Source organism: Ornithinibacillus massiliensis, assembly GCF_018310345.1.
GTDB classification, from domain to species: Bacteria; Bacillota; Bacilli; order Bacillales; family Amphibacillaceae; genus Ornithinibacillus; species Ornithinibacillus massiliensis.
Window position 1 is genome coordinate 267311 of record NZ_JAGXBY010000004.1, and the last position, 13313, is coordinate 280623.

Consider the following 13313-nt stretch of genomic DNA (forward strand, 5'->3'; position numbering starts at 1 on the left):
ACACAGATAAGGGATCAGTTCCAGTTCGGGAAAATCGCAAATGGAAGCAATCCCACCAGAACGTTGTCCTGAATGTGGTTTTGACAAGTATATAAGCATAGCTTACGAAAGCAATTGATTATGGATTTTGACTACGTATCATTCAAAGAGTGAGAATACCAATTTGAGACTCCTAAATGACTTGGGATAGATGAAATACATTAAATATGCCTTTACAGTTATATTCCATTTGTGTTATATTCAAATCACATGAATTAAGTCAAGTGTCAGAGAGGGGATGCGATGATAAAAATAGATATTTTTTTAATGAGGTGAGCGACATGTCAGGTAAAATTCCAGGCATGAATGTATCTATGCTGGGGGCATTGGCTGAACCTAATCGGATGGCAATCGTTGAGTTGCTGCGTAATGGGTCTTTAACAGTGGGGGAAATTGCTAATCGGTTGGAATTAAGCCAGCCGCATGCTTCAAAGCATTTAAAGGTGCTGAGTGACAATGGAATTGTAGAAGTGAAGCCAGAAGCTAATCGTCGATATTACAAGCTACGGTCTGAGCCCTTCCGAGTAATAGAATATTGGGCGACTTCCTTTCAAAAGGATATGGAAAGGAGACTCGACAACTTGGACGATTATGTACAAGAACTGCAAAATAAAAAACAATAGACAAGTGAAAAATAAGGAGGAAAAATTATGCCAAATAACAAAATGGTTTCAAGAGTAGAGAATGAAAGGTTTCTTGTTTTAGAACGAGTTTATGATATGCCACGTGATCAACTATTTCAACTATTTAAGGAACCAGAGCATTTAAAGCGCTGGTGGAGTACGGATGGTTGGGAACTGCCCGTTTGCAACATGGACTTTCGCCCAGGAGGCGTATGGCACTATTGCATGAAATGTGTTGATAAGAATCAAGAAGAATATGGAATGGAATCTTGGAACAAAACCATTTATAAAGACATTATTGAGTCAGAAAAGATTGTTTATAACGATTATTTTTCGGATGCAGAAGGCAATATCAATGAGTCCATGCCTTCTCCAGAGGTCACGATGGAATTCATCGATTTAGGCAGTCAAACAAAATTGGTCAGCCGTTCTGAATTCGATTCAGCGGATTCCCTGCAAGCTGTTTTGGACATGGGATTGTTGGAAGGAATCACGCAAACGTGGAATAATTTAGATGTATTGGTAGAGAGATTAAAATAGAGAATAAAGCTTTGATCATTTAATATGATTTTTGACAAAACACTCACAAAGGGCTGTCTAATACGTCTCGAAAATAAAACAAGAGGGGAAAATATCTTTCTTCCTCTTGTTTTTCGTTTCTAAAAAATCTTCGAAAAGTAGCCTGCAAGGTTCAGCTAATTTCAGGATACTGTAGACCAATGCCAATAATTTGGCGATCCTATTAAAGGGAATAAGCTAGGCAAGGTAACCTAGATGATTGTTTCTAAATGATAATAGATTACTTCTTTTACCTTTTCTGGAGAGTAAACATCAGGTCTTAACAGGGCATGAATGAACAAGCCATCAATTAATGCCGATAGCCTACTTATCTCTAATTGTACATTAATTGAATCAGATAAAATTCCTTATAGCTAGAACTAATATCTCAATCATTGAATTTGCTAATTTATAGGTAACTTAATTATTATTCATTTGTTTCTCCCCATACCTTATTTTTTTATAAATGAGATCTGGAAAATTGCACCTATTTTCCGCAGGAACATAAAAGCTTTTATTCATTGATTAGTGTAGGTATTCTTTTCACACGTTCAAGATGCAGAACGTTTTCCATCCATTTTGTTAGTATAATAGTTGGTGAATCCAAAAATAAGCGGAGCAAATATAAGGATTGGAATGACCCATACAATTAAACTGACAGATTCAATTTGAAGAAGCCTTGGTGCACCAAAGACGGCAAATGCAGTAACGGTTGCGATACAGCATGATAGCATACCTATTATATGTTCCACTATCCAATGAGATCTTCTGGTTGGAGCAGACAGCCAATATTGCAGTTGGATTCCTCCCAAAAAAACACCTATAATAGGGAAAAACTTCAATAACGGAAAATCAATCTTCCAACCGTATATGCTAATTGCGATACCAAAGGTAAGTAATAGTATCGGAAAAAACAAATCAATCACATGCTTGTGAGTATTTCGGCGTCTTTTATATCGAAGGACACGTAAGCCATACCATGCAGCCCCTCCACTTAAAATAGCAATAAAAATCAGAAACCAAGAAAATGGAACATCCTCTGCGTGAAATGACGGATCCAAAGCAAGGCGATAAATCCCCATATATAATGCTGAAATGGATACAATGCTCATGGCAACCACATATACCCAACCACTACGTCGATGCGTCTTTCTCCCTTTCTTCGTAACTATTGGAACCCAAAACACACATAATGCCAAAAATCCCACTAAAACATGAAACCACCGAGCAACCATAAACATAAACTCCATCAATTCTCATCCCCCTTACAGGATACCTTTACATATTCTAAAATTTTTTTAATAAACGAGTCATATAGCTAATTTTATATAGACTTCTAGTTTTCATGAAGTACGTTCATACCGCAAAATTCTCCTGGCCAAGGGAATCTTATTTTTGTGTCAGGAAATTGAACACGAGAAACAGTAAGCTGTATTTCTTATAAGTCGATACCCTATTTTTCCTACTAAAAATGTTCCCTGCCAAAATTTTTTATTGGCAGGGTTTTTGGCAGGGAACTATATTATTTTTAATCAATATGTCCGTTTTAAATTAGGGTAAATGCTGTTAAATCAGCATTCCCACTTCAAATTAAGTTGTAGTTTTATTCCCATCAAATAGGATTAACAAAACCTACAAAGTGCTATTGTATTTCCTCAATCGGCACATTCTTTATATGTGTTGCAATCCACCAAATGTGCCCAAAGGGATCTATTACACCTCCACGTCGATCGCCTTCAATATGATCTTCTACGGGCTCCAGTTCCTTTGCTCCTGCATCAATAGCTTGTGCAAAAAGTGCATCTGCGTCCTCAACATAGAGAAAAATATGCATCCCAGCTCCTTTAAGAGACTGGGGGCTCTGCATAATCGGGTATGCTGGGAACTCATCAGCAATCATGATTGGTGAATCACCGATTTTGATTGCTGCATGCTGAACTTTACCGCTGTTATCTGTAACACGCATCTGTTCAGTAGCTCCAAATGCCTTTTTATAAAATGAAATGGCAGCAGTTGCATCTTTGATAATCATGTACGGTGTCACTGTGTGGTATCCTGCTGGAATGCCTTTTGTATTCGATGTCATGAAATATTCCTCCAATGAATTTAAATTTGGATGCAATTATTCCAAAGAAACAGGTCAGATATTGGGAATGATTGCATCAAATTTATTCTAAATTACGTTGGAATGAATTGTATTGTAAAAAAATGACCCTATTTAAGTGGAACATGATTTTGTTGTTTCTCTTGATTCATGTGGTAGACTGTTGGGCTAAGACCAGAAAATGCACGAAAATCGTGGATGAAATGGGCCTGATCATAATAACCGCAAGTTAACGCAAATTTTGTCCAATCAACTTGCTCTCCATCATTAATGAGCTGAAGTACATTCTGAAAACGTTGGATGCGGTAAAATTGTTTGGGTGTCATTCCCACTTCTTCCTTGAATACCTGAATAAAACGGCGTGAACTCAAACTAATTTGATCAGTCACATCAGCAATTTTTAACTGATAAGGGAAATCCTGAAATTTCTTTAACGCGAAGACAACTGCTGGATGAAGAGCCGAGGCTTGATTTATCATCTCCAATAAGTAATGTTCAAGAACTCTAAATTTGGCAGCTGGCATTTCAACTTCAAGAAGCTGATCTCGCATTTCGACCGCTTTTGCCCCCCAAAGTGTTTCTAGAGATTCGTGCCTATTATATAATTCATTGGCTGATATATTAAGAAATGGAAAAGCACCACCTGGCTTAAAGTGAATCCCTATTGTGGAAGCTTGACATGCTGTGTCGATAACAGTAAAATCTGAATGCGGTCCAGAAATCACGCTCCCACGAAAACTTTTGAATCGGTCCTGATTCTTTTGATCGTATACCTTTATCAAGTCCTCTTCTAGATTGATAACTAATTCCATAGAACCGTCTGGAAGGACGCGTTCCATTTCATGAGGCGGCTTATAACTTTTGTAATACCAAAAAATATTTATAAAATTCGACAAGGGAGGCGGGGGGTGGTAGGTTCGAAAAACAACCATAGCAATCACTACCTTTAATTTATTCTAAAAAAACCATTATTGTTGGCTTGGAATAAAGTTCGATCAACAATGTCATTTAAATCCTTATTTTTTAGGATATTCGGATTATTTGGTAGAAAGGGACTTATAATTAACCCTTTTCCATTTTCTTAATAAGTGTAGAAAAATCAAGTTGCCTGTTATGACGTGATAACAGGACTTTTTATTTTACAAACTTATCTTACTGATAAGCAATATTATTAAATACCTTCACCCTTATAAAAGGAATTTGTAAGTTTCAACCCTTCTTCTCATCGACCACATTTGCTCTCTCCATAATTTCCTGTACTATTGAACCTTTTGCATCCGCATAGTCTTGGACGTGTTTCCATTTACGGTGAGCTAAGTTACGCTTTACGTTTGCATACTTATCTCGATCGGAATGGTTAATTCTTAGCCAATTGCGAAACCGCAACATTCGGTCGATCTCAGATGAGCCTTTACTAAATACGTGTAAATTAATATCTGTATCGGGGCCTTTAAAAAGTCGGTGTTGAAACCAATCTGGTTCTCGAATACGTAAAGTGTAGCCGGCTTCCTCCAAGTCAGGAACATAAGCACTTTCGTCAGCAGAATCCTTCACAACCAATAGAATATCAATAATTGGCTTCGCACATAAACCTGGCACTGAAGTTGATCCAACGTGCTCCAATTGAAGTACTTTTTTACCAAGTATGGAATAAATTCTTTTAGCCTCTCGGTCAAATAACTTCGGCCATTTCGGATCATAGTCAAGAAGCGTAATTTGTGCATTGTGAGGTTTTAGCTCTCCAACCATTACTTCTTGCAGTTTTTCTTCATTTTTAGATTTTAAATTATCGTGCATCAAAGTCAATTAAATCTCCCTCCATTTCGATTTTTAATAGCATTCAAACGTACCGCACTTTTCAACATACTACCCATGGAAATATATCTAGCCACTTCAAGATAAACAATATGGTAGATAATATTCATCCATAATGTTCCTGTATACTTTTTATATAGCTGTAGAGCAATTCCAAAAGTAAAGAGAAGTATAAAATAATCTATAGTTATTGTAAATGGCTCATCAAAGAATATTGACGCCAATGCCATCACTGTATGTAATTGGCAAACAAATGAAGATTAACGGTTGCAAAATCAATTCAATTGACTTTCATTACAGAGTGTTTCTAAATGATAACGGATTACTTCCTTCACCTTTTCTGGAGAGTAGACATCAGGTCTTAACAGAGCATGAATGGACAATCCATCAATTAATGCCGCTAGCCTACTTTTTTCTAATTTTACATTAATTGAATCAGATAAAATCCCTTTTAGGACTAATATCTCAATCATTGAATTTGCTAATTCATATGTACCGTTAGTCATTTCATCTTTCTTTTCTTTTAATGTATCACTTGTAAGTGACTGAAGTGCAAGAATCCACCAAACACTCGTTTCTATTTTCTTTTCTTCATCAATTGGTACAAGCTCCAATAAAACCTCTTCGACAGCCTGCAATGGATTTTCTGACCAACTTTTACTTTGAGATCGTTTTTTACCTTCTTCCAGATAGTAATCCATGATAAATAATAACATTTCATCCTTAGTTGAAAAGTAATGTCTTAACGCTCCAGCAGACATGCCTGCTTCAATCGCAACTCTTCTTATGGAGGCTTTTTCTGTTCCCTCTTTCTTAATTATATTCCAAGCGGCTTCAGCAATTGACTTCCTCTTTTTTTCATGATTAACAATCCTTGGCATAAAAAATCACTTCCTTTTATTAACACAGTGTGTTATTATAATTTTAACACGCTGTGCTATTTAAATTATAACATATAAAAAGGAGGGACTCCATATTTGATCGAAAGTATTGAAGCATTGATGCCTTCTTCATCAATAGACACATCGATAGCTTTGCTAATTATTTCTATTTGCGCATTAATTGATATATTAAGTCCTGGTGTACTTGCTGTAACAGCTTATTTATTATTGACACAGCCTTATCAATTATCTTCTCGCTTGCTTGTTTTTTTATTTATTACGCAGTTTGGCTACTTCGTAGTGGGCTTATTCCTATACTTTGGTGGAGATTCATTATTGAAAGGAATTGGAAAATTATCTGAATTTGACTTTATCAATTGGTTTTATCTCCTTTTTGGAGCAGTTATTGTTTTAATTAGCTTCTGTAAACCAAATGATACTACAAAAAAACGTTTAATTTCATTTATACCCCAAAAAACAACGATGAAAGGGATGATCATATTAGGTATCATTGTTTTTCTAATTGAATTTGTAACTGCATTGCCTTACTTTTATTCCATTTTGTTAATGAATCACCTAACAATTGAGTCTTCCTCTTCTATCTTTATTATAATTGGCTACAATCTTGTAATGGTGCTTCCTTCTCTTCTTTTGTTAGGGGTTAATATTATGTTTAAAGAGAGACTGCAACAATTTCTAAATAAAATTAAATCAAAATTAAATGAAGCTCCGATTTCCTCACTCTTGGTAGCGATAGGAGTAGTAGGTGCGGTTTTTTTCAATATCGGTCTTAGAGGCATATTAAATTAAAAAATTATTAATGAGGTGTTCATCATGAAAGAAATAATCAGTGGACTTGGTCTACTTTTTGTTATACAGGGAGTAGGCGGATTAATCAATCATTTGACTAATGGTGGAAAAAGTTGGTTTTTGGTAAATTATATTAATGCGTTTCAGGGATTTGAAATTGTTATGGACATTATTTTTATTATAGTTGGTGGGATCATAGGTTTAGCCTCTTGGAAAATAGACAGATCAACTAAAAGAGAAAATTAAATATAGAGCAAATTGGACGGTTTATACATAGCCGTCCAGTTTGGCGGATACTCCGTTGAAATATATTTTTAAATATTTATAGAGAGGAACATAAGAATTATTATGAATTCAAGACATATAGGGAGCTCGTCTTCCCAAAAGGAAGAACGATTATCCTTTATTGATAACCTAAGAGGAGCTCTTACAGTGTTGGTTGTGCTACATCATTTGGTGTACTTTTCCATCTATAACGATGTATTAACACAAGGGTCTATTGGGGTTGTAATGGGCCTTCTATTCCTTGCTTTTAATCAGACTTTCTTTATGGGGACATTTTTTCTTATTTCTGGTTACTTTGTCCCTTCATCTTTTGAAAGAAATGGGGCAACTCGGTTTATCAAAGATAGATCTGTCCGATTCCTAATCCCATTTATCTTCTATATTTTCATTCTTAGCCAAGCTCAAGCAATTGAAGCCTATATACTTAACCAAGAGCCATTTACATGGCAAACCTATTTTTCACATTTAACTTACGGGCCTATGTGGTACGTCGAGCTACTTTTCGTATTCGTTTGTTTATACGCAGTTTGGGCGAAGTTTATGAGTAAAAATAAGCTATCAGTAGTTCGTCAGAGTAAGCCACCCACCTACACAATGCTTGCCATCTTTGTCATGATATTAGCAGTATCGTATTTCATCATAAGACTGTGGGTCCCTGCTCTCGACTTGCCAGGCGGATCTCCCAAGGTTCGAGCATTCGTTGGACTATTTACAGCAAGCGGCTATGATCTCCCACAATATGTCGGGCTATTCATTTTAGGCATCATCGCTTATCAACGCAATTGGTTTCGAAATACCCCTGATTCTATGGGGAGGGCGGGTTTTGGAAATGCAATTGGAGCATCGATTCTTCTCCTTCCCTTAGTCTTGATATTTGGGGTAGACGAATTACAGTTTTCTGGCGGCTGGAACTGGGCATCTTTGGTTTATTCTCTGTGGGAAGCTCTATTTTGTGTTGGCGTCATTCTCGGATTAATCATATTCTTTCGCAAAAGAGTTTCTCGTCAAGGAAAAAGTTGGAGCTTCTTGTCAGCCCATTCCTTCGTGATTTATATCATTCATATACCGATTATCGCTATTGTTATGGCTGGATTGAAGATCATCCACTTTCCACCATCCTTCATGTTTCTAGCTATGATTCTGATCACGATACCACTTTGCTTCTTGTTAAGTTATATAATTAGGCAGATTCCCTTTGTTTCAAAGATTATTTAGGGATGGTGAGTTTTAAAGAAAAAAGAGGATACGACGATAACCATACCTGCCCTTATGCTTCTCAAAAATAGAACTAATGAGCCTTTTTCACTTTGAATTTTTATCTGAGTGCTTAAAGAAGTATTAATTTTATAATAATAAGTGTTACGTGGAATACCGGCAATTTTGAGTAATGCCTTCACAGGATAATCGTGCCTTAGCTCATATACTACTTTTACTTTTTGTTTTGTCGTAATTTGTTTTCTTCTTGAACTAAGGCTTTCAACTTTTTAAATAGAATTTTCCATTTAATAATATGTATAAATTCTTACTCCCACCTGGCTTATGTTCAGTTGGGCTTTTTTGTATTTAATGAATAATTTTTCTTAAAATATTGCTCTTTTTTTTGGCATTTCATAAAAAAACTTGTTGAAGGTTATGAAAGGGGAAATCATCACCCACCTTTGCAGTTGCGAAGGGAGAGGAAATGCATGATCGAACCAGATCGTACCGAGTGGCAAGTTCGCTGTGCATTTAATGCCTTTTGTAAACGAGTATTGAAGAATGAAGCAATCAATATTTACAACGAAAGGCGACAACAACAGGCAAAGGAGCTGACGTTTTCTGACCTCACCCCACAAGAAGAAAATCAACTTTTTACCTTAGATAAGCAATATGAAGGAGAAGAAGGACAAAGTTTTCAAGTGGCTGGAAAGAAAATAACTCCGAAATTACTTGCTGAGGCGTTGCATACTTTGCCAAAAGAAAAGCGTAAGACCGTCCTACTATACTACTTTTTTGATAAGTCGGATGTAGAGATAGCTGAATTACTCGATATTCCACGCAGTACCGTTCAGTATAGGCGGACAAGCTCTTTCAAAAGGTTAAAACGATTTTTGGAGGAACATGCAGATGAATGGGATGATTAATTCTAATGTTGGAAACAACGAGCGTGGTTTATTGCCGTACCCAATTATTTTAGCTGCAAATAAGGGTGAGCCAGAAGCAATGAAAGTAGTTGTTCTACATTATGGAAGCTACATGACAAGCCTGTCCATGCGTAAGCTCCGTGATGAACATGGAAACACTTATTGGGGCATCGATGAAGATACACGCGAACGCTTACGAGCTAAGCTTATGCAGTCGGTTTTAGCTTTCAAGATTTGAATCAATAATGGTAGGTTTTCCCTTTCGTTAACCATATATTGTGTTCTTTGACAAAGAAAGCACGGAAGATAACGCCGTGCAGTATAAACAAAAAATCAGATACGTTCTACTGATGACGAGCCACCTGATTCATGCGCCATGACTTCCAAAAGGAAAGAGCGGTCATCTACGAATCTAGTGCAATCGTGGTGGATTGCTGGCGATAACCCATCAGTATGGATAATGATACTCCCCTACCGTCATGGTTCGAGCGTTCAAAGCGTCGCAAGCTATGAGTAGGGCTGGAAGAAATACTTGCAGGGGTGAAATTCCCGTGGAGCTGTATCAACAGCCGTCTGATTTTTTATATTTTAATTTAAGACTAACCTTCCAGTTATGACAAAAAACCTTTTATTTTAGTGCAAGAGCCAAATTCACGCAACGTATTAGAATTAGTTGTATAGACGCGATATAATAATAGACAGATATCAAATAGCATATCCTAGTCTATGGAAAGGAGTTTATATGGTCACAGTCACTAAAAAAGACTTGATAGCACTAGGTTATGGTCCTTCTTATTCAGCTGATATCATTAGAGAATGCAAAAAACTAATGATTTCAAAGGGCCACACGTATTATCAATCTAAAAAGTTGGATCGTGTTCCTAAAGAAGCTGTAGAGGAAGTATTAGGGATAACTTTAGACGTGTGATTTGTACTTCTTGCACTAATTGCGTAAGGAGTGAAATCATGACTAAAGATATCATCAAAAAGGCAAAGAACGGAACTTATTATTTTAGGGCAAATTTAGGCTATCATCCCATCACTGGTAAGCAAATCCAGAAGTACCGTAGTGGTTTTAAGACCAAAAAAGAAGCAAGGGAAGAATATTCTAAGTTACTACTAACAAAGTCAGACTCCTTAGAAGAAAAACAAGAGGACATTTTATTTCGACAGTTTATTGAAGATATTTTCTTACCTTGGTATAAAACACAAGTAAAAGGAAGAACGTACGATAATCGATTACCGACTGTAAGAAAACATTTCACTTTTTTTGATAACTTATTCACATCAGAAATTACCCCAATTCATGTTCAAAAATGGCAATTAGCATTATCTAAAAAGAAGTATCGTTCTTCTTATATTAGAAATGTTCAAGGGTTGTTTTCCATGGCAATGGATCGAGCTCTTGTTTTAGGTTTAACCGAAAGTAATCCATCGAAAATTGTTGGAAATGTAAAAAAGACAAAGATAAAAATAGATTTTTGGACAAAAGAAGAATTTGAAAAAGTCATCTCCCTTTTTTATAAGGAAGACTACTATCAACATTTTTTATTTATTTCATTGTGGCTTTTGTTTATGACAGGCATGCGAATTGGAGAAGCCACTGCGATTCAATGGGAAGATATTGACTTTGACAAAGGTTTGTTATCAATCGATAAAACACTTTACTATAAGAATTTAGATAACTATTCTTTTGTAGAACCAAAAACAAAAGCTAGTGTCCGTCATATTGCATTAGATGAGGATACATTAATGTTACTCCACGAATGGAAGGAAAAGCAGCAATCTATCGTCCAAACCAATTTTGTGATGAGCTATAATGGTATCCCTACACAAAAGCATACGTTAGCAAATGCCATTACACGTTATTCAAAAAAGGCTGGGGTTCATCGAATAAGATTACATGCTTTAAGACATTCTCACGCTTCTCTGCTTATTAGTATGGGAGAAAACCCATTAATTATTAAAGATCGCCTAGGACATGAAGATATTGAAACGACACTCGGCACCTATGGACATTTGTATCCAAACAGTAATTTTGAGGTCGCTCATAAACTAAAAGGTATATTGTCTTATCAAACTGCAACTGAAAATAAAGATACTTCTCCCAAAAATCAATTCACAGTTCAATATTTGCGTAAGGACTTAGAAACAAATAATGCAATAACAATGCAATGAAAATAGAGTAAAGAGCCGAAACCCTTATAAACAAAGGGGTTTCAGCTCTCCTTCTACTACTCCCACTCAATCGTCGCAGGTGGCTTACTCGTAATGTCATACACTACTCTATTAATATGTGCTACTTCATTTACAATTCGAGTAGAGACTTTTTCCAATACATCAAATGGAATTCTAGCCCAGTCAGAGGTCATTCCATCAATAGAAGTTACTGCACGAATACCGATCGTGTAATCATACGTACGAGCATCTCCCATTACACCAACACTGCGAATATTAGGTAATACCGTGAAATACTGCCAGATATCGCGTTCTAAGCCTGCATTAGCAATTTCTTCTCTTAGAATAGCATCAGATTCCCGAACGATTTCTAGTTTCTCATCGGTCACTTCACCAAGTACACGAATAGCAAGTCCTGGTCCTGGGAATGGTTGACGCCATACGATTCGATCTGGTAAGCCTAATTGTGAGCCTAATTCACGAACTTCGTCTTTAAATAATGTGTTTAAAGGCTCAATTAATTCAAATTGCATATCTTCAGGAAGTCCACCTACATTATGATGGGACTTAATAGTTTGTGCTGTTTCTGTTCCACTTTCAATAATATCGGTATAAAGTGTTCCTTGTGCTAGGAAATCCATATCCTTTAGCTTCGCCGCTTCATCATCGAAAACATAAATAAATTCGTTCCCAATAATTTTACGTTTTTTCTCTGGATCATCGACACCTTTTAGCTTAGATAGGAAACGCTCTGAAGCATCCACTTTGATCACATTCATATCAAAATCATCAGCGAAAACCTTCATCACGTCATCTGCTTCATTCTTACGTAACAAACCATGGTCTACAAAAATACACGTTAATTGATCGCCAATTGCTTTATGAATTAAAGCTGCTACTACAGAAGAGTCGACACCACCACTTAGGGCACAAAGGACATTTCGATTACCAACTTTTTCTCTAATTGCCTTTACTTCTTGTTCAATAAAGTTCTCAATTGTCCAGTCACCACTTGCTCCACAAACATCGAATACGAAATTACGTAATAATTGATTTCCATACTCAGAGTGGCGTACTTCCGGGTGGAATTGAACACCGTACATCTTCTTCTCTTTCATGCTGAATGCGGCAATTGGAGTGGACGGATTTGTTGCATCTACGGTGAAAGTTGACGGTGCTTCAACAACTTTGTCTCCGTGGCTCATCCAGACTGTTTGTGCTTCTGGTGTTTCACTAAATAATACTGGATTATTTTGCAAGGAAATGGTTGCTTTTCCATATTCACGATTTTTGGATTTATCTACTTTTCCACCATAGTGTAATGCCATTAGCTGCATACCATAGCATATTCCAAGTACCGGTATGTCTAGCTCAAATATTCTTTCGTCTGGTCGAAAGCTATTCTCGTCATACACACTATGTGGTCCACCAGAAAGGATGATGCCTTTTGGGTTTATCTTTTTAATTTCTTCTATTGATATTTTGTGTGAATGTAGTTCACTATAGACACCAAATTCACGGATTCTTCGTGTAATTAATTGATTGTACTGGCTACCAAAGTCTAAAACTAGAATCATTTCGTTATCCATTGTTATTCTCCTTATATTGTAATATGTTAACCGCAATCCAAATGCAGCATGTAATATAGACTTCACTATATCCTTACTGCTAAAGATAATAAAAAAAGTCTGGATTTCCGCCTTTCTATATCATACTCCTAGCATAGGAAGTACATAAATATAGAAAAAGGCAGAAATCCAGACTTGGGTAATATCTAGAATTCCGCCTTCATAGTCAGGGTATTATCGGTACCCCGGTAGAAACTTTCGAACCATATTATCGAGGATATATGAAAGCATGTGTTTATAAGTTAAACTTATTTTACTAGTGATAGGAA

Annotated in this window: 17 protein-coding genes and 1 riboswitch; of the genes, 9 read left to right on the forward strand and 8 right to left on the reverse strand. The window is 36.4% G+C overall.

Annotated features, from left to right (window positions below; genetic code table 11):
• The first annotated feature begins 320 nt into the window (after positions 1 to 320).
• Positions 321 to 662 carry an ArsR/SmtB family transcription factor gene (locus KGF86_RS13415; protein ID WP_062750319.1) on the forward strand — a complete coding sequence of 114 codons (342 nt, stop codon included), beginning with the start codon at positions 321 to 323 and terminating at the stop codon, positions 660 to 662.
• A gap of 27 nt (positions 663 to 689) precedes the next feature.
• On the forward strand, positions 690 to 1202 hold the full coding sequence (locus KGF86_RS13420; protein ID WP_211742173.1) for an SRPBCC family protein: 513 nt from the start codon (positions 690 to 692) through the stop codon (positions 1200 to 1202).
• 230 nt (positions 1203 to 1432) lie between these two features.
• On the opposite strand, the gene KGF86_RS19375 is transcribed toward KGF86_RS13420, so the two are convergent.
• The 7 genes from KGF86_RS19375 to KGF86_RS13455 all read right to left on the reverse strand — a co-directional run bounded on the left by KGF86_RS19375 (position 1433) and on the right by KGF86_RS13455 (position 6020).
• Positions 1433 to 1522, reverse strand: coding sequence for a hypothetical protein (locus KGF86_RS19375; protein ID WP_245850029.1), 90 nt, complete (start codon positions 1520 to 1522; stop codon positions 1433 to 1435).
• 249 nt (positions 1523 to 1771) lie between these two features.
• Complete coding sequence (locus KGF86_RS13430) at positions 1772 to 2470, reverse strand: DUF2306 domain-containing protein (protein WP_211742233.1); 699 nt, start codon at positions 2468 to 2470, stop codon at positions 1772 to 1774.
• Between the two features lie 392 nt (positions 2471 to 2862).
• Positions 2863 to 3306 carry a VOC family protein gene (locus KGF86_RS13435; RefSeq protein ID WP_095304990.1) on the reverse strand — a complete coding sequence of 148 codons (444 nt, stop codon included), beginning with the start codon at positions 3304 to 3306 and terminating at the stop codon, positions 2863 to 2865.
• A 128-nt stretch (positions 3307 to 3434) separates the two neighbouring features.
• Positions 3435 to 4256 carry a DUF6597 domain-containing transcriptional factor gene (locus KGF86_RS13440; protein WP_211742174.1) on the reverse strand — a complete coding sequence of 274 codons (822 nt, stop codon included), beginning with the start codon at positions 4254 to 4256 and terminating at the stop codon, positions 3435 to 3437.
• Between the two features lie 277 nt (positions 4257 to 4533).
• Positions 4534 to 5121, reverse strand: a complete 588-nt coding sequence (locus tag KGF86_RS13445; protein ID WP_211742234.1) for a GrpB family protein — start codon at positions 5119 to 5121, stop codon at positions 4534 to 4536.
• 5 nt (positions 5122 to 5126) lie between these two features.
• Positions 5127 to 5369: a hypothetical protein gene (locus KGF86_RS13450; RefSeq protein ID WP_211742175.1), complete on the reverse strand. Its 243-nt coding sequence runs from the start codon at positions 5367 to 5369 to the stop codon at positions 5127 to 5129.
• A 45-nt stretch (positions 5370 to 5414) separates the two neighbouring features.
• Positions 5415 to 6020 carry a TetR/AcrR family transcriptional regulator gene (locus KGF86_RS13455; protein WP_211742176.1) on the reverse strand — a complete coding sequence of 202 codons (606 nt, stop codon included), beginning with the start codon at positions 6018 to 6020 and terminating at the stop codon, positions 5415 to 5417.
• A 96-nt stretch (positions 6021 to 6116) separates the two neighbouring features.
• Between KGF86_RS13455 and KGF86_RS13460 the strand changes: the two genes are divergently transcribed.
• The 7 genes from KGF86_RS13460 (at position 6117) to KGF86_RS13490 (ending at position 11416) form a co-directional block, all read left to right on the forward strand.
• Positions 6117 to 6830: a GAP family protein gene (locus KGF86_RS13460; RefSeq protein ID WP_211742177.1), complete on the forward strand. Its 714-nt coding sequence runs from the start codon at positions 6117 to 6119 to the stop codon at positions 6828 to 6830.
• A gap of 24 nt (positions 6831 to 6854) precedes the next feature.
• Entirely contained in the window at positions 6855 to 7076 is a 222-nt protein-coding gene (locus KGF86_RS13465) for a hypothetical protein (protein ID WP_010097533.1), read from the forward strand.
• Positions 7077 to 7178: 102 nt separating this feature from the next.
• Entirely contained in the window at positions 7179 to 8330 is a 1152-nt protein-coding gene (locus tag KGF86_RS13470; RefSeq protein WP_211742178.1) for an acyltransferase family protein, read from the forward strand.
• 470 nt (positions 8331 to 8800) lie between these two features.
• Positions 8801 to 9238, forward strand: a complete 438-nt coding sequence (locus KGF86_RS13475) for an RNA polymerase sigma factor (RefSeq protein WP_211742179.1) — start codon at positions 8801 to 8803, stop codon at positions 9236 to 9238.
• The gene (locus KGF86_RS13480; RefSeq protein WP_211742180.1) at positions 9222 to 9476 is read left to right on the forward strand and encodes a helix-turn-helix domain-containing protein; all 255 of its coding nucleotides are present in this window, start codon (positions 9222 to 9224) and stop codon (positions 9474 to 9476) included. The genes KGF86_RS13475 and KGF86_RS13480 overlap by 17 nt, the downstream gene beginning before the upstream one ends.
• Positions 9477 to 9980: 504 nt before the next feature.
• The gene (locus KGF86_RS13485; RefSeq protein ID WP_010097541.1) at positions 9981 to 10166 is read left to right on the forward strand and encodes a DUF3173 domain-containing protein; all 186 of its coding nucleotides are present in this window, start codon (positions 9981 to 9983) and stop codon (positions 10164 to 10166) included.
• A gap of 38 nt (positions 10167 to 10204) precedes the next feature.
• Positions 10205 to 11416 (forward strand): site-specific integrase, encoded by a 1212-nt coding sequence (locus KGF86_RS13490; protein WP_211742181.1) that lies wholly within the window; start codon positions 10205 to 10207, stop codon positions 11414 to 11416.
• Between the two features lie 56 nt (positions 11417 to 11472).
• On the opposite strand, the gene guaA is transcribed toward KGF86_RS13490, so the two are convergent.
• Positions 11473 to 13005 (reverse strand): glutamine-hydrolyzing GMP synthase, encoded by a 1533-nt coding sequence (gene guaA, locus KGF86_RS13495; RefSeq protein ID WP_186869050.1) that lies wholly within the window; start codon positions 13003 to 13005, stop codon positions 11473 to 11475.
• A gap of 182 nt (positions 13006 to 13187) precedes the next feature.
• Positions 13188 to 13289: riboswitch (purine riboswitch) on the reverse strand.
• Positions 13290 to 13313 lie beyond the last annotated feature (24 nt).

Coding starts and splice junctions, on each gene's coding strand:
- KGF86_RS13490 (WP_211742181.1), top strand. CDS start 10,205: ATGACTAAAGATATCATCAAAAAGGCAAAGAACGGAACTTATTATTTT.
- KGF86_RS13465 (WP_010097533.1), top strand. CDS start 6,855: ATGAAAGAAATAATCAGTGGACTTGGTCTACTTTTTGTTATACAGGGA.
- KGF86_RS13455 (WP_211742176.1), bottom strand. CDS start 6,020: ATGCCAAGGATTGTTAATCATGAAAAAAAGAGGAAGTCAATTGCTGAA.
- KGF86_RS13485 (WP_010097541.1), top strand. CDS start 9,981: ATGGTCACAGTCACTAAAAAAGACTTGATAGCACTAGGTTATGGTCCT.
- KGF86_RS13450 (WP_211742175.1), bottom strand. CDS start 5,369: ATGGCATTGGCGTCAATATTCTTTGATGAGCCATTTACAATAACTATA.
- KGF86_RS13475 (WP_211742179.1), top strand. CDS start 8,801: ATGATCGAACCAGATCGTACCGAGTGGCAAGTTCGCTGTGCATTTAAT.
- KGF86_RS13470 (WP_211742178.1), top strand. CDS start 7,179: ATGAATTCAAGACATATAGGGAGCTCGTCTTCCCAAAAGGAAGAACGA.
- KGF86_RS13415 (WP_062750319.1), top strand. CDS start 321: ATGTCAGGTAAAATTCCAGGCATGAATGTATCTATGCTGGGGGCATTG.
- KGF86_RS13435 (WP_095304990.1), bottom strand. CDS start 3,306: ATGACATCGAATACAAAAGGCATTCCAGCAGGATACCACACAGTGACA.
- KGF86_RS13430 (WP_211742233.1), bottom strand. CDS start 2,470: ATGGAGTTTATGTTTATGGTTGCTCGGTGGTTTCATGTTTTAGTGGGA.
- KGF86_RS13420 (WP_211742173.1), top strand. CDS start 690: ATGCCAAATAACAAAATGGTTTCAAGAGTAGAGAATGAAAGGTTTCTT.
- KGF86_RS13480 (WP_211742180.1), top strand. CDS start 9,222: ATGAATGGGATGATTAATTCTAATGTTGGAAACAACGAGCGTGGTTTA.
- guaA (WP_186869050.1), bottom strand. CDS start 13,005: ATGGATAACGAAATGATTCTAGTTTTAGACTTTGGTAGCCAGTACAAT.
- KGF86_RS13445 (WP_211742234.1), bottom strand. CDS start 5,121: ATGCACGATAATTTAAAATCTAAAAATGAAGAAAAACTGCAAGAAGTA.
- KGF86_RS13440 (WP_211742174.1), bottom strand. CDS start 4,256: ATGGTTGTTTTTCGAACCTACCACCCCCCGCCTCCCTTGTCGAATTTT.